Genomic DNA, 19,187 nt, shown 5'->3' with positions numbered 1-19,187 from the left:
CTACAGGATCATTCAGCGGCCTGTATCAGCGGCCAGGATCAACGCCACTGGGTGACCTGCAAGCGCGATGGCGCTTGGTTTTTTTAGCGTCCGCTGATTTGCCAAATCATGCGCTGTTGGCTTTGCGTGGGAAAGGCTCAGGCGGCAATGTCGATATAGTCGACTTGGCTCTGTGGCGATGGGACTGTCAATCCGTCTTCGCGTAGTCCTTCAATGTGCAATAGGATCGCTTCGCGGATGCGACTCTCGACCTCGGCGACGCTCTCTCCGGTGGCAATACAGCCTGGCAAGTCAGGCACATAGGCTGAAAAATTACCCTTAGCTTTCTCAATCACGATGGCATACCGCATAGCTATTTCCACCCTGCTTGCTTGAAGATGCTGTTCTGAGTTCCGGCCGCTAACTCGTCGCTCGGTTTACCGGAAACCGTGACACGGCCAGGTTTCGACGGATGCTTGAACTGGCGATGGCTGCCTCTCGTGGTGGCGAGATACCAGCCATCAGCGTTGAGTCTGGACACAACCTCTGAGACTTTCATGAGCAACTAGGATCGATCTTCTGGCGCCGCATGCCGCTCATCCGTCCCACCACCGAACCTACTTCATTTGGCATCGAGCCAGATCATCATGCCACCAATTTGGGAATGTCAGCACGCTCTGCGGCGAACAACAAACAGGCCTGTATATCTTCCAGTTCCAGATCGGGGAAGTCAGCAAGCAGCTCTTCTGGACTCACCCCATCGGCAAGGGTCTCGAGGATATCAGTGACTCGAATCCTCATGCCTCGAATACAGGGCCTCCCACCGCACTGCCCGGGATGATTGGTGATTCGGTTCATGAGCTGCTGTTTATGCAAAGCGCCGTACCTCCCCATCGCCATCGATATTATCCACACAACGCCCGCAGAGCTCGGGATGGGCGGTGTGAGTGCCGACGTCGGCGCGGTGATGCCAGCAGCGCACGCATTTAGGGTGCTCGCTGGCGCGGATGCGAACCGCCAGCCCCTCGACATCGGTATCGAGCGCATCCTCGGGCCGCTCGACCAACGCATGCACCCGCGCCTCGGAGGTAATGAGTACGAAGCGCAGCTCGTCGCCGAGACGGCTGAGCAGGGCTTGCAGCTCCGCTGAGCAGTAGAGATCGATCTCGGCATCCAGCGCGGCGCGGATCTGGCCTTGGGTGCGCGCCGCCTCGAGCTGGCGACCGATGGCGGTGCGCACTGCCAGCAGCTGGCTCCAGAAGGAGCGATCAAAGGGGTCACCGGCATCGAGCGCGATCAGCCCTTGATACCAGGTCGCGGTGAAGATGGTTTGATCACGCTCGCCGGGCAGATGGCGCCAGATCTCCTCGGCGGTGAAGCTGAGGATCGGCGCCAGCCAGCGGCTCATCGCCTCGACGATGTGATACATCGCGGTCTGGCAGGAGCGTCGCGGCAGGCTGTCGGCGCCGGTGGTGTATTGGCGGTCCTTGATCACGTCCAGATAGAAGCCGCCCATGTCCACCACGCAGAAGTTGTGTAGCCGGTGGTAGATCAGATGGAACTGATAGTCCTGATAGGCGGCAATGAACTCCTGCTGCAGCTGTAGCGCCCGATCCACCGCCCAGCGGTCGAGCTCGATCATCTCGGCGGCGGGAACCAGGTCCCTGGCCGGGTCGAAGCCATTGAGGTTCGAGAGCAGGAAGCGCGCGGTGTTGCGGATGCGTCGGTAGGCATCGGCGGTGCGCTTGAGGATCTCGTCGGAGACGCGCATCTCGCCGCGATAATCGGCGGCGGCGACCCAGAGCCGGATGATGTCCGCACCTAGGGTCTTCATCACCTCCTGCGGGCGCACCACGTTGCCCTTGGATTTGGACATCTTCTCGCCCTTCTCATCCACAGTGAAGCCGTGGGTGAGGACCGCGCGATAGGGCGCCTGGTCGTGCATCGCGACCGAGGTCAGCAGCGAGGATTGGAACCAGCCGCGGTGTTGATCGGAGCCCTCGAGATAGAGATCGGCAGGGCGGCGGAGACCGGCCCATTCGCCGCCTGGGACCTCAGCTGAGGTCTCCGCTTGAGCAGCAAAAGAATCACTCGCTAGTGCATCAGACGAGACACTCGATGGATCGCGAGCGAGGCTGTGAGATGGGGCAGCGTCCGAGGCGCTCGATGAGTCGCTAGCAAGCCCGGCACTTGAAGAGCTGCTGGCATCAGCCGAGCCAGCGTCGACCGCGCGATCAGTTCCAGCTGCGCCGCGATCGAGCACACAGGCATGGGTCACGCCCGAGTCGAACCAGACATCCAAGGTGTCCTGCACCTTCTCATAGTGCGCGCCCTCCTCGTCGCCGAGCAGATCCTCCGGAGACAGCTTGAACCAGGCGTCGATACCCTTTGCCTCGATGCGCGTTGCAACATCTTCAATCAGCTCCGCAGTGCGCGGATGCAGCTCGCCGGTCTCCTTGTCGACGAACAGCGTGATCGGCACGCCCCAGGTGCGCTGGCGCGAGATGCACCAATCCGGGCGGTTGCGCACCATGCCGTCGATACGCGATTGGCCCCAGTCCGGCATCCAATGCACCTGGCCGATCTCGCGCAGCGCGGACTCGCGCAGGCCGGCCTGCTCCATGCTGATGAACCACTGCGGGGTGGCGCGGAAGATGATCGGCGTCTTGTGCCGCCAGCAATGCGGGTAACTGTGGCTGAAGCGCTGCTCGCGCACCAGCGCCTGGTTGGCCTTTAGGGTCTCGATGACCTGCTCATTGGCATCGAAGACGTTCTCGCCGGCAAACAGCGGCGTGCCTTCGAGAAAGCGTCCGTTGCCGCCAACCGGATTATCCACTGCCAGATCGTAGCGGCGACCGACGATATAGTCCTCCAGGCCATGACCCGGCGCCGTGTGCACCGCGCCGGTACCGGCCTCGAGCGTGACATGCTCGCCGAGGATGATCGGCACCTGACGCTCGTAGAAAGGATGAGCGAGCATCAGACCCTCGAAGGCATCGCCACGGCCATAGGCGATGACCCGATAGTGCTCGATGTCCCAACGGACCATGGTGTCCTTGAGCAGACCTTCGGCGACCAACAGCCGCTCAGCGCCGTTCGGCCCGTCCTCGGCCACCTGCACCAGTGCATATTCAAGCTCGGGGTTCAGCGCCACGGCCTGGTTGGCCGGCAAGGTCCAAGGCGTGGTAGTCCAGATCACCACCGACATCGGCCCGCTGCCGTGCCCTAAGCCCGCTCCATTGGACTGACTAGTGCCTTCCGGAACCCGATGACAGCGCGCCAGCAGCGCCTCGGGATCAGCGACCTTGAAGCGCACATCGATCGCGGTCGAATCCTTATCAGCATACTCGACCTCGGCCTCGGCCAACGCCGAGCCACAGTCGATACACCAGTGCACCGGCTTGGAGCCCTTCTGCAGATGGCCGTTGGCGATGATGCGCCCAAGCGAACGGACGATATCGGCCTCAAAGCGCGGCGCCATGGTCAGATAGGGATGCGCCCAATCACCCAGCACGCCCAAGCGCTGGAAATCCGCGCGCTGGCCATCGACCTGCTTGCCGGCATAGTCACGACAGGCATGACGAAATTGGGTGGCGCTAATCTTCTGCCCCGGCTTGCCCTTCTTGCGCTCCACCTGCAGCTCGATCGGCAGGCCATGGCAATCCCAGCCCGGCACATAGGGTGCGTCCAGCCCATCGAGGGTGCGCGACTTGACGATGATGTCCTTCAGCACCTTGTTGACCGCGTGGCCGATATGGATCTCGCCGTTCGCGTAGGGCGGACCATCATGCAGGATGAAGGTCTCACCACGCGCACGCGCCTCGGCCCGCGCCGCGCGCACCAAGGCGTAGACATCGATCGCCTGCCAGTGCTTGAGCATCTCCGGCTCGCGCTGGGCCAGGTTGGCCTTCATCGGGAAGCCGGTCTTCGGCAGGTTGAGGGTATGTTTGTAGTCGGTCACAGCTTGAAAAACCCGTTGTGCGCGCGGGTGCAGGCAAACAGCACCCGATCTGAATCAGTTGGGGGAGAGACTACCAGACTCGCCTCACTCTGGCGCTCGACGCGCGAGGCTCACGGATCACGGCTCACGGCTCATGGCTCATGGCTCATGGCTCATGGCTCACTGAGCCTTATGGCTTCTCGGGAAAGAGCTTGCCAACTTTGCTGGCAAAGAACCGCTCGCTCCAGAGACCCAGGCTAGCCTGATCCGGCGCGCTGACAAAAGGGGCCACATCACGCGCTGCTTGTGGCCAGTCGATCTCAGCAATGCGCGCCATCAAGGCCGCGTTCAGCCATTGCGGATCAACGCGCGGAGGCTGCTGCGCCCAAGGGCCGACTTGGGCCAAGGCCGCCTCCAGATGCGGCAGATTCGGGGCAACTCGGCCCGCGACATACCAGGCAAAATCAAACCAATCCCGGCCTTTCACGTAAGGCCGACACAGCAATGCGTGCAGCTTGAGCGCGAAGTTGCTCGCTAGATCCTGAGCGCAGACCTCGAAGTCCAGCGGGAAATCCAGGTACTGAAAGTCGAAGCCCGATCCTGCCGGTGGTCGGGTATCCATCTCCAACTTGACGCGCAGCTTCTTGCCGGAATCTCCCCGGTAAAAGGAGAGATCCAGTTGGCGGCCGAGGGAATCGTCCTTGATCATGGCCTCACGCACGGCTCGCGTCATCCTGCTTCGGTCGCGCAGCTCGCAGCGGATGCCGAAATCGGCCAGCACATCGGCCATGGTGGCGAGATAGGGCTCCCAGCGAAAGTCAGGGGCAGGCGTTCGCGAGATGAAATCCAGATCTTCCGAAAAGCGCCTGAGACCCTGCAGGATGCGCAAGGCCGTACCTCCCTGAAAGGCCGCCTGCTCGAAGAAGCCTGCCCGCCAGAGTCCGTAGAGCGCAACCTCCTGCAGGATCTCCCGCAACGCTTGCTGCTCGCGGTGCGCATCCGTCGCGGCATAGGACTGCAAGCGCTCACGCAGCAGGTCGATCACTGACAACCGCCCTGGCTGAGCATCCGTCCATCACCTGCATCCCCTGACAGTAGACAGCTGCTGAGGCCATCGATGACCTGCTGCATCCGCCGATGCCGATAGACGCGGCGCACTGCCTGCAGCCGCTCGACCTCTAATGAGGCCAATGGCTCCAGATCGATCCGCGCCCCGCCGAGCCATGCGTGCGCGCTGCTCCAATCCCAGCGATGCAGGCAGAAGAGATCCAGCAGCGCCCGCAGCGGTTGAGCAACCAGTGCGGCCTGCTCTTGAAGCACGATGCGGTCCACAGCCTCCAGCATGAACCCCTTGATCAACGGCAGTGGGGCGAATTGGAATAGGCCGGCTTCGTCGATCTGGTACTGACGGCTGCGCCGATCCGGAGTGACCGCTTGGACCAGCGTCACCGCCTCCGGAATCCAGCCATGAAAGGCCAGTGCCGACTCGAAAGAGACATAGGCACCAGGCACCAAGCCTTGCACCAACACAAACGGATGCGCGCCGCCACCAGGATGGGCGCCGCCGCCGGGATAAGAGCCGCCGTTAGCAACCCGACTCGCGAGACGATAGCGGCCACGCCGCAGGCGCAGCAATTCACCCCGGTGCAAAGCACGATTAACCAGATTGTAGCGACGTTGCGCGCTGCCCCCGAGCAGGCGCGCGAGCTGTGCCTCGGTCAGCGTCCGCTGTTGCAAGCCGGCGCTCAGGATGGTTTCGGTCAGTGTCTCCATTCATGCAAGATACTTTCATTTCATGAAAGGATCAAACACGACTTGGACAGCCTCACAGCCCGCCTCCGCCATGGACGACCTTCAGCGGAGACGCCGCCAGTCGGCCTGGATCAGATTACGCGCGGCGCTGCTGAAGACGAGGCCGACCTCGAAGAGGCCCTTGCCTGGTGCTTGCCGGTATTTCTGGCTGTAACCGCGTGCCTGGATCTGCGCCAGGGCTGGGTTGGTGGCGGGCGCTGCTGGAGCGTTAGCCACTAGCTCAGTGCCAGTGCCAGTGCCAGTGTCAGTGCCAGTGTCAGTGCCAGTGTCAGTGCCTGTGCCTGTGCTAGCGCCAGCGCCAGCGCCAGCGCCAGCGCCGAAGGCTGGGTCCGCGCTGGCCGGATTGCCAAGCAGAGCAGGCGAGTCCTCGCTTGTAGTGGTGACAACGGTTGCCGGAGCGGTTGCTTGGGCGGTTGCTGACGCTGCGGTGATGGCGTTCGGACCTAGAGCCCGATCATCCTTGCCGCGCGCATCACGCACCAACTTGATCTCGATGACGTAGATGTAACCGGCAAGCTTGAGGGTCAGATCGACCTGACCATGATTGGTCAGGTCTTCCGGAATGATCTCGGCATCCAGGCTGGCGAAGAAGGCATAGAGCACGCTGGCATAGTAGCCCTCGGCATCGGGAAGGTCGTTGCCGGTGAAGTTGCGCCAGGGGATGCTGGCGAACAGGCGTTTGATGGTGGCGACGAGGGCCGGCAGGTCGGCCTGTGCCAAGGCCTCGATGAGCCCACGCTTATAGCTCAGACGCGTGTCGCTGATGCCCGCATAGGCATCGATGAATTGGTTGTTCAGCGCGCGCCGCACCTCGCTGTTCGGGATGCGCAACCGAAAGGTCAGCTCACCCCACTGCTGCGTGGTCGAAGCCACGGTCAAATACCCCGCCTGAAACAGCAGCGTCACGGGATTGATCCGCTCGACGTCGAAGGAATCCAGGATCTCTTCGCCCACCTCGAGCTGTTCCAGATCCGGCAGGAAGTAGCGTCGCTGCTGAAACAGCTTGATCAGGAAGCTCGGGCTGCCGGTCTCGAACCAGTAGTTGCGGAAGCTGTGGCCATCGCTGATGAACAGCAGGATGTCATAGGGGTTATAGACCGGCTCGCCGAGAAAACCGTAGCCGTTGTACCAACGGCGTAGCTCGTCCCAATCGACCCCGGCAAGATGCTCGGCGAAGGTGGTCTCGAGATCCTGCTGGGTGTAGCCGCAGATGGTCGCAAAGGGGGCGCTGAGCGTGATGTCGCGGAGTTGATTGAGCCCTGAGAACAGGCTCACGCGGCTGAATTTGCTGACTCCGGTCAGGAACACGAAGCGCAGATGCGCATCCTGCGCCTTGAGCACCGAGTAGAGGTTCTTCAGCCCATCGCGCAGCTCGGCGGTGCGCTCCGGATGCTCGATGTTGTCGAGGATCGGCTTGTCGTATTCGTCGATCAGCACCACCGCGCGTTGGCCGCTCTGGCCATGGGCCTGGCGGATCAGGTCAGCGAAGCAGCCGGGGATGTCAGTATCCTGCCCATCGCTATCGATCCCGAGTCGAAGGGCATTGTCCTTGATCAGTTTCCGGATGCGCCGATCCAGTTCGGCGCGACTCTGGAGCACGCCGGCGGCAAAGTCGAGCAGGATCACCGGATGGCGTTGGCTCCAATCCCATTGGTCATGGATGTGCAAGCCGTGAAACAACGCCTCGTTGCCCTCGAACAGCTCCTTCAGCGTATCGACGAACAGGCTCTTGCCGAAGCGTCGCGGACGCGAGAGAAAATAGGCCTTGCCTTGTTGCGCCAGCGCCTGGGCCGCGGCGGTTTTATCGACGTAGCAATAGTCACCCTCGCGGATCTCGCGGAAGGTCTGGATGCTGATGGGGAGCTTTTGCTGGGGCATGGGGCTTAGCGTGATGACCGCTTGCTGACTGTGCGGGTCATAGCATGCGCGCAGCCTGGATGTCGATCCAGACCGAGGAGCGCTACTGCCTCGATCGCACTGAGTTGCGGTTTGACTGTTTGAGCGCCGCTATCGGTGCGCCATCAGCCTGGCATCGAAGCACGCTGTTCCTTGAGCTGTTCTACCCAGCGGACGACACCACCGAGGACGTGCTGCGCTGCGCGTAGTCGTTGTTCGACAGTGGCACTTGCTTAAGCGCTTGGGTAGGACGCAAGAATAACCGGAGCATCTACAGGCAAGCTAAGCCCTTCCTGAGCTGGCATCGTTAGTGGAGTTGTGCCACTTGTTTCTGAACCGTTACTGAGCAGGTCGTCGGCGAACTCTCTATAGACTCAGTGCAACCGCCGCCAGTCGGCCTGGATCAGATTGCGCTCGGCACTGCTGAAGACGAAGCCGACCTCGAAGAGGCCCTTGCCTGGTGCTTGCTGGTATTTCTGGCTGTAACCGCGCGCTTGGATCTGCGCCAGGGCTGGGTTGGTGGCGGGCGCTGCTGGAGCGTTAGCCGCTAGCTCAGCGCCAGTGTCAGCGCCAGTGCCAGTGCCAGTGCCAGTGCCAGTGCCAGTGCCAGTGCCAGTGCCAGTGCCAGTGCCAGTGCCAGCGCCAGCGCCAGCGCCAGCGCCAGCGCCAGCGCCAGCGCCAGCGCCAGCGCCAGCGCCAGCGCCGAAGGCTAAGTCCGCGCTGGCCGGATTGCCAAGCAGAGCAGGCGAGTCCTCGCTTGCTACAGTGACAACGGTTGCCGGAGCAGTTGCTTGGGAGGTTGCTGACGCTGCGGTGATGGCATTCGGGTCTAGCTCCCTATCACCCTTGCCGCGCGCATCAAGTATCAGCGTATCACGTACCAGTTTGATCTCGATGACGTAAATGTACCCGGCAAGCTTGAGGGTCAGATCGACCTGGCCGTGATTGGTCAGGTCTTCCGGAATGATCTCAGCATCCAGGCTGGCGAAGAAGGCATAGAGCACGCTGGCGTAGTAGCCCTCGGCTTCGGGGAGGTCGTTGCCGGTGAAGTTGCGCCAGGGGATGCCGGCGAACAGGCGCTTGATGAGGGCAATCAGCCCCGGCAGATCACCGGCGACCAGACTGTCATAGAGGCCATCCTGTAGCCGGATGCGCGTCTCTTCGAGGCCGGTGTAGCCGCTGATGAACTGATCGTTGAGCGCGAGGCGGACCTCTTGGTTAGGCACCTTGAGTCTAAACATCAGGCGACCACGACGGACCTGCGTGCTGGCGACGGTCAGATACCCGGCCTGAAACAGCAAGGTCACGGGATTGATGTGCTCGACATCGAAGGAATCCAGGATCTCTTCGCCCACCTCGAGCTGTTCCAGATCGGGCAGGAAGTAGCGTCGTTGCTGAAACAGCTTGATCAGGAAGCTCGGGCTGCCGGTCTCGAACCAGTAGTTTCGGAAGCTGTGGCCCTTGTCGATGAACAGCAGGATGTCGTAGGGGTTGTAGACCGGCTCGCCCAAGAAGCCATAGCCGTTGTACCAGCGCCGCAGCTCGTCCCAATCAACACCAGCAAGATGCTCGGCAAAGATCGTCTCGAGATCCTGTTGGGTATACCCACATAGGGTCGCATACTGCGGGTCTAGGGTGATGTCGTTGAGCTGATTGAGCCCCGAGAACAGGCTCACCTTGCTAAATTTGCTCACCCCGGTCAGGAACACGAAGCGCAGATGGGCATCCTGCGCCTTGAGCACCGAGTAGAGGTTCTTCAGCCCATCGCGCAGCTCGGCGGCGCGCTCCGGATGCTCGATGTTGTCGAGGATCGGCTTGTCGTATTCGTCGATCAGCACCACCGCACGTTGGCCGAAGCCCTCGTGAGCCCGGCGGATCAGGTCACCGAAGCAGCCCGGGATGTCGTTATCCTGCCAGTCGCAATCGATCCCGAGCCGTTGGGCGTTGTTGTTGATCAGCTGCCGGATGCGCCGATCCAGCTCGGCGCGACTCTGGACCACGCCGGCGGCGAAGTCGAGCAGGATCACCGGATGGCGTTGGCTCCAATCCCATTGGTCATGGATGTGCAGGCCGCGAAACAGCGCCTCGTTGCCCTCGAACAGCTCCTTTAGCGTATCAACGAACAGGCTCTTGCCGAAGCGGCGCGGGCGTGAGAGGAAGTAGACCCCAGCTTGTGTTGCCAGCCTCTCGGCCTCGACGGTCTTGTCGACATAGGTAAAGCCGCCTTCGCGAATCTTGCGGAAGGTCTGGATGCCGATCGGGAGCTTTTGCTGAGACATAAGGCTTGGCGTGATGACCGCTTGCTGACGTTGCAGGTCATAGCATGCGCGCAGCCTTGATGTCGATCTACGGGCGCTCCCTACTGTGCTTCGAGGTCCAAGCGGCACATCACCGACAGGCTCAGCTCGATCCGTCGCATGTTGTGAAGCCGCTCGGGGTCGTTAAAAACAGCGTTGCCTGATCATCGCGCCCTCCGGATGGGAGCGAAGAAGCTCGCACATCAGGCAGCCATTACCCAGCCATCATTTGGTCCGCAGGGACCGGCCGTCTGCTTAAGCACAAGGTCAGCCAGCACCCAGATATCGGTGCTCGAAGTCTTGGGGAGAGACCGGGCGTCCGAGATGGAAGCCTTGCCCGATGTCACAGTGGCGCAGGCGCAAGAACTCGAGCTGCGCTGGCTCCTCGATCCCCTCGGCGACGACCGAGCAACCGAGGTTGCGCGCTATCTCGATGATGCTTTGGGCGATGACCGCAGTGTTTGCGTGCGCGGGAAGGTCAGCGACGAATTCGCGATCGATCTTAATCCCAGAGAAACAGACGTTTTTTAACGACTTGAGTGAAGAATAACCGGTTCCGAAATCGTCGAGCCAGACCTCGAATCCATCGGCACGCAAGGCATTGATGTTCGCCACCGCCTGAGACTCGTCACGGGTAATGGCGGTCTCGGTGACCTCCAGGTGCATGCGCGAAGGTGACACTTGGTGCTGAGACAGGATTTTACTCAATCGTTGACTGAGATCTTCTTGGCTAAACTCGATGGCAGAGAGGTTCACTGAGAACGGAACGGCAGGGAGTCCTTGGCGATCCCACTGACGAATCTGCTGACAGAGTCGGTGCAACACCCAGTCGCTGATCTCGACAATCTGTCCGGTGCTCTCGGCCACTGGGATAAAACTAGAGGGCGGCACCGGGACCCCGTCACTGGTGCTGAGCCGCAGCAGAACCTCGGCGCCAACCAGTGCGAGGTCCGCGACGCGGAACAGCGGCTGGTAGTGGAGTCGAAACCCGTTGTCCTGCAACGCCTGGTGCATCAAGGACTCGATGCGCAGATGCAACACGCCGGACTCACCCCAGACTGGATCGTAGAGGACGAACCGATTGCGACCGAGCGACTTGGCGCGTTTGAGTGCCGAGTCAGCGGAGCGAAGCAGGGACTCGGCACTCAGGTCTTCCTCGCTGGGACTCACCGCTGCCAAGCCTATACTGACCGATAGATAAAGTCGCTGTGCGCCCTGAAAAAAGCCTTCAGCCAGGTGCTGCTGCACCTCGCCCGCAACACCGAGCAGATCATCGGGAGCTCGCAGTTGGGCGACGACAATCCCCAGTTCGTCTGCCCCTGTGCGCGCGACACAAAGATCGCTGGAGACGATGCCGAGCGCTTGCAGCACGTAAGGTGAGCGAAAGACGCTCTCCAACCGATGGGCAAAGCTGCGCAGGATCTGGTCGCCGACGGCATAACCAAGCTCCTTGTTCACACGATGGAAGCCGTCGATGTTGAGCAACATGACACCGACAGATTGGCCCACGGCGGGTTTCGCTAACGCCTGCTTGAGGACCTGGACAAACTGGGCGCGCTGGGCCAGTCCAGTGAGCGGATCGGTGGCGGTCACCGCGCGGGTTGCGTGCCCCCCAAATGGGTGTGTTTCCCGATGTCGCTTCTGCTCAGCCGCCAATGCAGGGGCCTCGGTTAAACGGTCCAGCGCCAGTGCCGCAAGATCCGCCATTGCCAGCAGCGGTTGGTGCAAGAGGGCTGGGATTTCCGCGCGTATCCAAATGGCCACAGCGTGCACGAAGCGCGGCGAGGCCAGCCTAGCAAGCACCCAGGTTTCGCCCCGCCAACTCACCCGGTGCAGCCCCTGCTTGATGGCTGCGGCAACCCAGCCTGATTCGATCGCATGTTCAATGTCTTCGGGAGAGATCGTCGCGACAGGGTCAGCTATAACCGTTGCAAGCTCCTCTGCAGGTTCTTCAGCAAGCTCTAGACAGCCATCGATGTCTCGCTGCATGAGACCGAAGCGGGCCTGTGGAAGCAGCAGTCGGGATGCCTCTTGGAGCAGGCTTTGGGTTGCCTGCGTGCTTGCGCAGGCATCGAAGCGCCCGATGGCCAGGCGCAACACCGCGAACGCGAGCGCAGAGAGACGAGGCGTCTGCAGCGCTGATCCTGTGCTTGATGTGTCGGTCAGGGACTCAGCCAGGGAGTCGGTCAGGGAGTCGGTCAGAGAGTCGGTCAGAGACTGCAGCGGCGGTCGTGGCAAAGGCATCATTCAGGACTCAAGGAAGGCGGACACGACATCCTTAGTCGTTGACAAGGTCAGATCAACGACAGGACGCAGATCCTCGATCTCGAGGCCGCTGCGCTGCCACTGCGCATCGCTCAGGACGGGTACAGCGCGGGTTCCACTGCTACCAATACGCAGGCTGTTGGTGATGATATCGGCGATGTGAGTGATACTGGTCTCGAGGCAGTAGTCGTCCTCGGCTAGGTCGTGATGTCGGCCGGCGACTTCGCAATACACGCGCGGAATCTGCCATTTTTCCAACAGGAGCGCCCCGACATCGGTGTGCGTGATGCCGAGTATCTGTGCTTCGAGCGTAAGCAGGTCGGCACGATGCTCGCGATGCGCTTGGAGTGCTTGGCCCATCGCGTCCGGCTCAAGCAGATAAAGCGGGAGCCGACCGATGTCATGCAGCAAACCCGCCAGATAGAATCGCTCAACCTCGGTTTGCCCGAGGCGCCTTGCAATGGCTCGGCTGGCAACGCCGGTCGCGATGCTGTGCTCCCAGAACGAGCGCATGGACACGGCGCCGAGTGGGATATCCCTAAAGACCGAGACGACAGAGGTCGCGAGGACGATCCGATGGGCCTCTTCGGTTCCAATCACAGCCAACGCGTGCGTCAGGCTGTCCACCTTGGAGACGAGTCCGTACAGCGCGCTGTTGGCAACACGCAGCAGCCGTGCGCTCAACGACAGATCGGCCTCCAAGACGCGCGCCATCGACTCCAACGACCCCTCGGGCCGGACTAGGGCTTCACGTGCTTGGTAATAGATCGCGGGAAGAGATGGCAGCTCATTGAGCCGATCGAGTAATCGGTCAGCTCGAGCCTTCATCGCAAGTGGCTCATTGCTGTTGCTGAGCGCGCTCAAGACAGAGGCCATAAAGCGCTTGGATAACCGGATGCCCGAGGTTGCTGAGTGCAAACTGGGCGTCGAGCATCGCTATGAGCGCCTGATGGGAACGATGTTGCTCCGCGGTGTCAGGTACAGTCTCACCAGAGATGCTGATCGGAGCCTCGGCTATTCCCCAACATTTGAGCGCACGGATAGTGCGTTCGGTAATCATCGTGCCTGCCCGCAGCAGAACGAGCCCATTTGGATCATAGACATCAGCGCCGATCACCATGCCGGTCTGGATTTCATCCAGGGGACGTGAGTTCAACATCATCGTTAGCAAGACTGGTCGCTGATCCCAAACACGCATAGCCAGGAGTCTAGTACAGATCCCTACTGGATTACAGGTGGTTCCCCCAGCGCCTTTTTGGAAGACAGCGTTTTGTTTGGAAGACAGCGTTTTGTTTGGAAGACAGCGTTTTGTGAAGATTGTGACCAACAAGCCAGACCAGCAAGCCGGACTTCGAGCGGTTCGGGGTATCCTTATCGCCTGCAGCCTCAGGCACCGCACTGTCCCACCGTTATGAATCTGCGCGATATCAAATACATCCTCGCTCTTGCCGAGACCCGCCACTTCGGCCGCGCCGCTGAGCGCTCGTTCGTCAGTCAACCGACGCTGAGCGGCCAGATCCGCAAGCTCGAGCATGAGCTCGGCGTGACCATCTTCGAGCGCACCAATCGCTCGGTCGAAATCACGCCGACCGGTCAGCTAATCCTGCAGCATGCACGCCTACTGATGGAGCAGGCGGATGCCATCGAGCAGGTTGCCCGCGCGCATCAGGACCCGCTCGCCGGGCCATTGCGCATCGGCGCCATCCCGACGCTGAGCCCTTATCTGCTGCCGCTAATCCTGCTACCGCTGCGCGAGCGCTTGCCACAGATCAAGCTGGTGCTGATCGAGGAGATCACCGAGACCCTGCTCAAGCGGCTCGAGCATCATGAGGTCGATGCGGCGCTGCTGGCGACCCCAGTCGCCGAGCCTGAGCTGGTCGCGCGGCCGCTGTTCGAGGAGCCGTTCTGGCTCGCACATCCGCGCCAGCATCCGCTCGGCGACAAGCCCGAAATTACCGAGGCCGATCTGGAAGAAACCGAGCTGCTGCTGCTCAGCGACGGCCATTGCCTGACTCATCAGGTGATGGAGGTCTGTCGCCTGGCCGAGCGCCCGCGCAGTGGCGAGATGGCCGATCTGCGTGCCTCGAGCCTTGAGACCCTGCTGCAGCTAGTCGGCGCCGGTTTCGGCTGCACCTTGCTACCGGCGTTGGCCTGCAGCGGCGAGAATCCACCGGACAGCCCAATCGTGCGGCGGCCACTGCATCTGCCAGATGCCTATCGGCGCATCTCGCTGGTCTCGCGGCGCAGCTTTCCGCGTCAGCAGGCGTTGGATGCCTTTGCCGAAGTCTTGGTCTCGCAGTTGCCGGACTCGGTGCGGCCGTTGCCGGGCGCGCCGGCGCCGGTTACTGCGGCCGTCGATGACGCACTGAATGCGCCCACGCCTGCCGCAGCGTCCGCCTCGGTCGCTGCATCCGCGCCAGAACAGAGCGTGGCTCCGGCAGCCGCAAGCGCTTCCGGATCGATGCGCGCCTCCGGGCTGACTCCTGCATCCAGATCGACTCCTGTTTCCGAATCGAAACCGACATCCGGATCGGCCGCCGTATCCGTATCGACGCCTACATCCGATTCGACGCACAGCGCCACGTCAACCATCGCGAATGCGGCTGCTCCTGCAGAGGAATCTGCACCCGCGCCTGCATCTTCAACGGCATCAAACAAATGAGCGAGCAACGCTTCTTCGTCAGCGCCGCGCGCAATCTCGAGAGCCTGCTCGCCGATGAGCTGCGTGGCCTCGGCATCGAGACCGCGGTCGAGACCCGCGCCGGGGTCGACTTTTCTGGCAGCCTGGCCGACGCCTACCGCGTCTGCCTCTGGTCGCGGGTCGCCAGCCGCGTGCTGCTGCCGCTCAGCGACTTCGCCGCACCAAACCCGGATGCCCTTTACGCCGGCGTGCGCGAGATCGACTGGTCCGAACACCTTGGGCCGGAGCAGACCCTCGCGGTCTCGGTCGACAGCGCCCGCTCGCAGATCGAGCACACCCAGTTTGCGGCCCAGCGCGTCAAGGATGCGATCGTCGATCAGATCCGCGAGCGCAGCGGCAGCCGCCCGAGCGTGCGCCCGATCCAGCCCGATCTGGCGCTGCGCTGCCGGCTGTTCCGCGACCAGGCGGTGCTCTTTCTCGACCTCTCCGGCGAGGCCCTGCATCGGCGCGGCTGGCGCATCCAAGGCGGCGCCGCGCCCTTGAAGGAGACCCTGGCGGCCGCGCTGCTGCTGCGGGCCGGCTGGCCCGAGATCGCCGCCGGCGGCGGTGAGCTGATCGACCCGCTCTGTGGCATCGGCACCCTGGTGATCGAAGGCGCGCTGATCGCCGCCGACATCGCCCCCGGCCTGCGACGCGACTATTGGGGCTTCAGCGGCTGGCGTGGTCATGATCAGGCAGCCTGGAGTGCCTGGAGGACGCTCCTCGCCGAGGCCAAGGAGCGCCGCGCAACCGGCCTGCATCGGCTTGTGCGCAGCAGCACCCGGCTGCGCGGCAGCGATCTCGATCCGGCCGCAATCAAGGCCGCGCATGCCAACGCCTCGCATGCCGGACTTGCTGGTCATGTGCAGTTCGAGCGACAGGCACTGGAAGATTGCCGGCCCAGTCGCAGATCACAGATGGCAAGCCTCAGCCTCGATCAAAGCATCGATCAAAGCCTGAATCCAAGCCCAGGCCTCAGTCCAGACTCAAGCTCCGATCCGCTGACCGGCACAGGCACCATTGCGGACACCAACGCCAGCAGCGCGAGTTCGAGCGCCAGCAGTGGCACCGACGTCGAGGCCGGCAACGGCGGCAGCGTGGAAACACGCGTTGGCACGGACACTGACATCGGTCTGAGACCCCCTGCGGGCAACGCTCACAGGAGCCCCCAGCCGATCCCCTCTGCCGCCTCATCCGAGCGTGCATCAAATACCACGCCGATACCCGGCCTGCTGATCACCAACCCGCCCTATGGCGAGCGCATCGGCGCCGAGGATCTCGCCGGCCTCTACCAATCACTGGGCGCCTTGCTACGTATCCAGTTCGGGGGCTGGCGCGCTGCCGTGCTGACCGGCAACCCGGAGCTTGGTAAGCGTATGGGGCTGCGCGCGCATCGGTTTCATACCCTCTACAACGGGCCGATCGAATGCCGGCTGCTGCATTTCGAGGTCCGCCCCGAGGCGCATGTCTCAGACCGCCCTCGCCCATTGCCTCCTGCCGAGCGCGGACCCGGTGCCGAGATGCTCGCCAACCGGCTGCGCAAGAATCAGAAGGCGCTCAGGAAATGGCTACAGCGCGAGGGCATCGGTTGCTACCGACTCTATGATGCCGATCTGCCCGAGTACGCGCTGGCGGTCGATGTCTACCAGAGCGCCAACCCGGCGACCCCGGAGCGGCGCTTCGTGCAGGTGCAGGAATACGCCGCCCCGCCCGACATCGATCCCAAGGCCGCACGGCGGCGGCTGCGCGAAGGCATCGGTGTCATCGCCGAGGTGCTCGAGGTGCCGGAGCACGACCTGTTCTTCAAGGTCCGCCAGCCGCAGCGCGGCAAGGCCCAATACGAGCGGCTGGCGCAGACTGGCCACTTCCACAAGGTCGCCGAGGATGAGCTGACCCTATTGGTCAACTTCGAGGACTATCTGGATACCGGCCTGTTTCTCGATCACCGTGAGACGCGGCGGTTGATTGGCCACCTGGCCGCTGATCGCAACATGCTTAATCTGTTCGGCTACACCGGCGTCGCGAGCTGCCATGCCGCCCGGGGTGGCGCCCGCTCGACCACCACGGTTGACCTCTCCAAGACCTACCTCGATTGGGCGCGGCGCAACCTGGCGCTGAACGGCTTCACCGGCCACGACCATCAGCTGATCCAGGCCAACTGCCTGGAGTGGCTCGAGCAGGCCCGCGCCTATCGTGGCCACTTTGGGCTGATCTTCCTCGATCCGCCGACCTTCTCGACCTCCAAGCGCATGGACGGCACCTTTGATGTCGAGCGCGATCAAGTCAGGCTGATCCGCGCCGCCGTGGCCCTGCTCGCGGCCGATGGCGAGCTGATTTTCTCGACCAACAAGCGCCGCTTCAAGCTCGACGAGGAGGCGCTGAGCGATCTGGACATCGAGGACATCAGCGCCCAGACCATCCCCAAAGACTTCGCCCGCCATCCGCATATCCACCGCTGCTGGCGGATTCGGCGCGGATCATGATGCGCGCCGTACGACCACTGCCAAGGCCTCCACGGGCCGCTCGCCTTCGTGGCGGAGCACCACCGTCTCGAGCTGGTCGATGATCAATCCCGCCGCGTCGAGCACCTGACGCAGATAGCGCCGGCTGTGTCGATAGCGTCCTGACGGCTGGAGCTCCCAGGATTCACCGTCAGCCTCCTCTGTGGTGGCGATGAACAGGCCTTCGGGCCGCAGCGCGGAGGCGACAGCGGCAACCAGCGGTTCCAAGGCGCCCATGTAGATCAGCACATCGGCAGCGATGATGACGTCCCAATCCGCCTGCGCTGGAGCCAAGAAGGCCTCAGCATCGGCCTCATGTAAAGCGTCATAGAGATCGCGCTCGGCGGCGCGGGCGAGCATCTCGGGCGACAGGTCCAAGCCCTCCAGACGCTGAGCCAGCGGGCGCACCACCGGCGCGACCAGCCCGGTGCCGCAGCCGAGGTCGAGCAGGCTGTCCACGCCCTCGGGACGTGCCGCGCGCAGCAGGCGCTCGACTAGGGCCGGCCCGGCATAGTCGAGGGCGCCGAGTCGATCATCAAAGCTCTCGGCGAAGGCGTCGAAGGTGGCCCGCACATAGGGGCTGCTGGCCCGCTCGGGCGGCGCGGCGTCCATCAGCGCCGGCGCCAGATGCTGAGCCGTCGGGCTGTTGGGATAGGCGTTGAGCCAAGCGATGGCCTCTTGCCGGGCCTGCTCCAGGCTGCCAGCGGCACGCAGCGCATAGAGGGTTTGGCCATGGACTGTGTGCAGGGACTCCGCATCGGGCTGCAGCGCTAGCGCGCGGCGGCCTTCCTGCAACGCGGTCTCGAGTGCTCCAGCATCCTGAGCCGCCTCAGCCAAGCCCACGCGCGGGGTCGGATCTTCAGGCGCGACTTCCGTCGCCGCTCGAAACGCCGCCATCGCCTCTTGCGGCTGCTTCAGCCGGCGCAGCGCGTTGCCCAGCATCAGATGCGCCTGTGCCAATTGCGGGGCCTGCGCGATGGCCTGGCGCGCGGCCTGGGCCGCTTCGTCATCGCGCCCCTTGCGCCATAGCGTCGCCGAGAGCCCGGTCAGCGAGGGGGCATGGTCAGGGCGCTGTGACAGTGCGCGGCGGTGCAGCGCCTCAGCCTCATCCAGGCGACCTGCTTCGCGCTGCGCATGTCCACAGGCGGTGAGAATCGGTGCCGAGTCGGGCGCCAGGCTGACCGCCCGCTCCAAGGCCTCAAGCGCCTCATCCTGCCGATCCTGCGCCTTGAGCACGGTGGCGAGATTGGCCAGGATCTCCGGGCTATTCGGCGCCACCGCTAGCGCATCGCGATAGGCGCCCTCGGCCGCCGCTGGCTGGCCGGTATCCTTCAGCGCCAATCCCAGGTAGCGATGCACCTCGGGGTTGTTCGGATCACCCTTCAGCGAGGCGCAAAAATGGCGAATCGCCTCCTTGGGCCGACGGCGTTGGTGGACCGCGATCCCCAGATAATAGAGGGCGCGGGCATCAGTCGGACGCCGCCGCAGGATGCGACGATAGGCCTTCTCGGCCTGTTCGAGCTGACCGGCACGATGGAGGCCAGCAGCCTCAGCGAGCGCTTTGTCCCCACTGTGTGAAGGTCCCCGCATCGGACCGCGCGAAGCGGTGCGGCGCGCCTGCACCATGATGTCTCTCCCGTTTCGTCAGTTGCAGCGGCAAGATTGTGTTTCGCGCCGTCGCGCGAGGTCAATGATTGCGGCCTCTAAATCAGGTTAGACTCATGGCATATCCTGTGTTCTGTTTGACGCACAGACATTGCCTCCATGGACGCCGAGCATGTGCTCAGCGGGCAACGATCAGCGCGAGCCAGCCCCTG

15 protein-coding genes are annotated in these 19,187 nt (G+C 62.9%); 3 read left to right on the top strand and 12 right to left on the bottom strand.

All coding sequences use genetic code 11. The annotated features are described in order from the left end of the window. Nucleotides 1-137 precede the first annotated feature (137 nt). The 7 genes from CKO42_RS00395 to CKO42_RS00360 all read right to left on the bottom strand — a co-directional run bounded on the left by CKO42_RS00395 (nucleotide 138) and on the right by CKO42_RS00360 (nucleotide 7,609). Nucleotides 138-350: a type II toxin-antitoxin system HicB family antitoxin gene (locus CKO42_RS00395; RefSeq protein ID WP_200236431.1), complete on the bottom strand. Its 213-nt coding sequence runs from the start codon at nucleotides 348-350 to the stop codon at nucleotides 138-140. Between the two features lie 2 nt (nucleotides 351-352). Further along, nucleotides 353-538: a type II toxin-antitoxin system HicA family toxin gene (locus CKO42_RS00390; RefSeq protein WP_200236935.1), complete on the bottom strand. Its 186-nt coding sequence runs from the start codon at nucleotides 536-538 to the stop codon at nucleotides 353-355. An 86-nt stretch (nucleotides 539-624) separates the two neighbouring features. Continuing rightward, complete coding sequence (locus tag CKO42_RS00385; RefSeq protein ID WP_200236426.1) at nucleotides 625-837, bottom strand: DUF433 domain-containing protein; 213 nt, start codon at nucleotides 835-837, stop codon at nucleotides 625-627. A gap of 10 nt (nucleotides 838-847) precedes the next feature. Then, entirely contained in the window at nucleotides 848-3,940 is a 3,093-nt protein-coding gene (locus CKO42_RS27030) for an isoleucine--tRNA ligase (RefSeq protein WP_338034816.1), read from the bottom strand. A 169-nt stretch (nucleotides 3,941-4,109) separates the two neighbouring features. Next, a complete protein-coding gene (locus CKO42_RS00370) occupies nucleotides 4,110-4,964 on the bottom strand; it encodes a nucleotidyl transferase AbiEii/AbiGii toxin family protein (RefSeq protein WP_200236933.1) in 855 nt (284 codons plus the stop codon). Beyond that, nucleotides 4,961-5,692: a hypothetical protein gene (locus CKO42_RS00365; protein WP_200236423.1), complete on the bottom strand. Its 732-nt coding sequence runs from the start codon at nucleotides 5,690-5,692 to the stop codon at nucleotides 4,961-4,963. The genes CKO42_RS00370 and CKO42_RS00365 overlap by 4 nt, the downstream gene beginning before the upstream one ends. 81 nt (nucleotides 5,693-5,773) lie before the next feature. Then, nucleotides 5,774-7,609, bottom strand: a complete 1,836-nt coding sequence (locus CKO42_RS00360; protein ID WP_242479019.1) for an ATP-binding protein — start codon at nucleotides 7,607-7,609, stop codon at nucleotides 5,774-5,776. Nucleotides 7,610-7,668: 59 nt separating this feature from the next. Here CKO42_RS00360 and CKO42_RS00355 point away from each other — a divergent pair, with 59 nt between their 5' ends. Continuing rightward, on the top strand, nucleotides 7,669-7,836 hold the full coding sequence (locus CKO42_RS00355; RefSeq protein WP_200236419.1) for a hypothetical protein: 168 nt from the start codon (nucleotides 7,669-7,671) through the stop codon (nucleotides 7,834-7,836). 165 nt (nucleotides 7,837-8,001) lie between these two features. Here the strand turns inward: CKO42_RS00355 and CKO42_RS00350 are convergent, their stop codons facing one another. From CKO42_RS00350 to CKO42_RS00335, 4 genes are all read right to left on the bottom strand, one after another. Continuing rightward, nucleotides 8,002-9,906, bottom strand: a complete 1,905-nt coding sequence (locus tag CKO42_RS00350; protein WP_242479018.1) for an ATP-binding protein — start codon at nucleotides 9,904-9,906, stop codon at nucleotides 8,002-8,004. A gap of 285 nt (nucleotides 9,907-10,191) precedes the next feature. Next, complete coding sequence (locus tag CKO42_RS00345) at nucleotides 10,192-12,171, bottom strand: putative bifunctional diguanylate cyclase/phosphodiesterase (RefSeq protein ID WP_207148618.1); 1,980 nt, start codon at nucleotides 12,169-12,171, stop codon at nucleotides 10,192-10,194. After that, entirely contained in the window at nucleotides 12,172-13,017 is an 846-nt protein-coding gene (locus tag CKO42_RS00340; RefSeq protein ID WP_200236411.1) for an HDOD domain-containing protein, read from the bottom strand. 10 nt (nucleotides 13,018-13,027) lie between these two features. Next, the gene (locus CKO42_RS00335; protein WP_420844248.1) at nucleotides 13,028-13,360 is read right to left on the bottom strand and encodes a hypothetical protein; all 333 of its coding nucleotides are present in this window, start codon (nucleotides 13,358-13,360) and stop codon (nucleotides 13,028-13,030) included. 240 nt (nucleotides 13,361-13,600) lie between these two features. Here CKO42_RS00335 and CKO42_RS00330 point away from each other — a divergent pair, with 240 nt between their 5' ends. Both CKO42_RS00330 and rlmKL read left to right on the top strand, forming a co-directional pair. Continuing rightward, nucleotides 13,601-14,851 carry a LysR substrate-binding domain-containing protein gene (locus tag CKO42_RS00330; protein ID WP_200236406.1) on the top strand — a complete coding sequence of 417 codons (1,251 nt, stop codon included), beginning with the start codon at nucleotides 13,601-13,603 and terminating at the stop codon, nucleotides 14,849-14,851. Next, nucleotides 14,848-17,352, top strand: a complete 2,505-nt coding sequence (gene rlmKL / locus CKO42_RS27025) for a bifunctional 23S rRNA (guanine(2069)-N(7))-methyltransferase RlmK/23S rRNA (guanine(2445)-N(2))-methyltransferase RlmL (protein WP_242479017.1) — start codon at nucleotides 14,848-14,850, stop codon at nucleotides 17,350-17,352. Before CKO42_RS00330 ends, rlmKL begins: the two co-directional genes overlap by 4 nt. Here rlmKL and CKO42_RS00315 read toward each other — a convergent pair. After that, on the bottom strand, nucleotides 17,347-18,996 hold the full coding sequence (locus CKO42_RS00315) for a tetratricopeptide repeat protein (protein ID WP_200236402.1): 1,650 nt from the start codon (nucleotides 18,994-18,996) through the stop codon (nucleotides 17,347-17,349). The genes rlmKL and CKO42_RS00315 overlap by 6 nt on opposite strands. Between the last annotated feature and the right edge of the window lie 191 nt (nucleotides 18,997-19,187).

The sequence above is a fragment of the Lamprobacter modestohalophilus genome (assembly GCF_016583905.1).
GTDB lineage: Bacteria > Pseudomonadota > Gammaproteobacteria > Chromatiales > Chromatiaceae > Lamprobacter > Lamprobacter modestohalophilus.
The sequence above is the reverse complement of the archived record's forward strand: the minus strand, read 5'-3'. Positions and strand labels throughout refer to the sequence as shown.

Coding starts and splice junctions, on each gene's coding strand:
- CKO42_RS00365 (WP_200236423.1), bottom strand. CDS start 5,692: ATGGAGACACTGACCGAAACCATCCTGAGCGCCGGCTTGCAACAGCGG.
- rlmKL (WP_242479017.1), top strand. CDS start 14,848: ATGAGCGAGCAACGCTTCTTCGTCAGCGCCGCGCGCAATCTCGAGAGC.
- CKO42_RS00360 (WP_242479019.1), bottom strand. CDS start 7,609: ATGCCCCAGCAAAAGCTCCCCATCAGCATCCAGACCTTCCGCGAGATC.
- CKO42_RS00355 (WP_200236419.1), top strand. CDS start 7,669: ATGTCGATCCAGACCGAGGAGCGCTACTGCCTCGATCGCACTGAGTTG.
- CKO42_RS00330 (WP_200236406.1), top strand. CDS start 13,601: ATGAATCTGCGCGATATCAAATACATCCTCGCTCTTGCCGAGACCCGC.
- CKO42_RS00395 (WP_200236431.1), bottom strand. CDS start 350: ATGCGGTATGCCATCGTGATTGAGAAAGCTAAGGGTAATTTTTCAGCC.
- CKO42_RS00345 (WP_207148618.1), bottom strand. CDS start 12,171: ATGATGCCTTTGCCACGACCGCCGCTGCAGTCTCTGACCGACTCTCTG.
- CKO42_RS00385 (WP_200236426.1), bottom strand. CDS start 837: ATGAACCGAATCACCAATCATCCCGGGCAGTGCGGTGGGAGGCCCTGT.
- CKO42_RS00390 (WP_200236935.1), bottom strand. CDS start 538: ATGAAAGTCTCAGAGGTTGTGTCCAGACTCAACGCTGATGGCTGGTAT.
- CKO42_RS00350 (WP_242479018.1), bottom strand. CDS start 9,906: ATGTCTCAGCAAAAGCTCCCGATCGGCATCCAGACCTTCCGCAAGATT.
- CKO42_RS00315 (WP_200236402.1), bottom strand. CDS start 18,996: ATGGTGCAGGCGCGCCGCACCGCTTCGCGCGGTCCGATGCGGGGACCT.
- CKO42_RS00340 (WP_200236411.1), bottom strand. CDS start 13,017: ATGAAGGCTCGAGCTGACCGATTACTCGATCGGCTCAATGAGCTGCCA.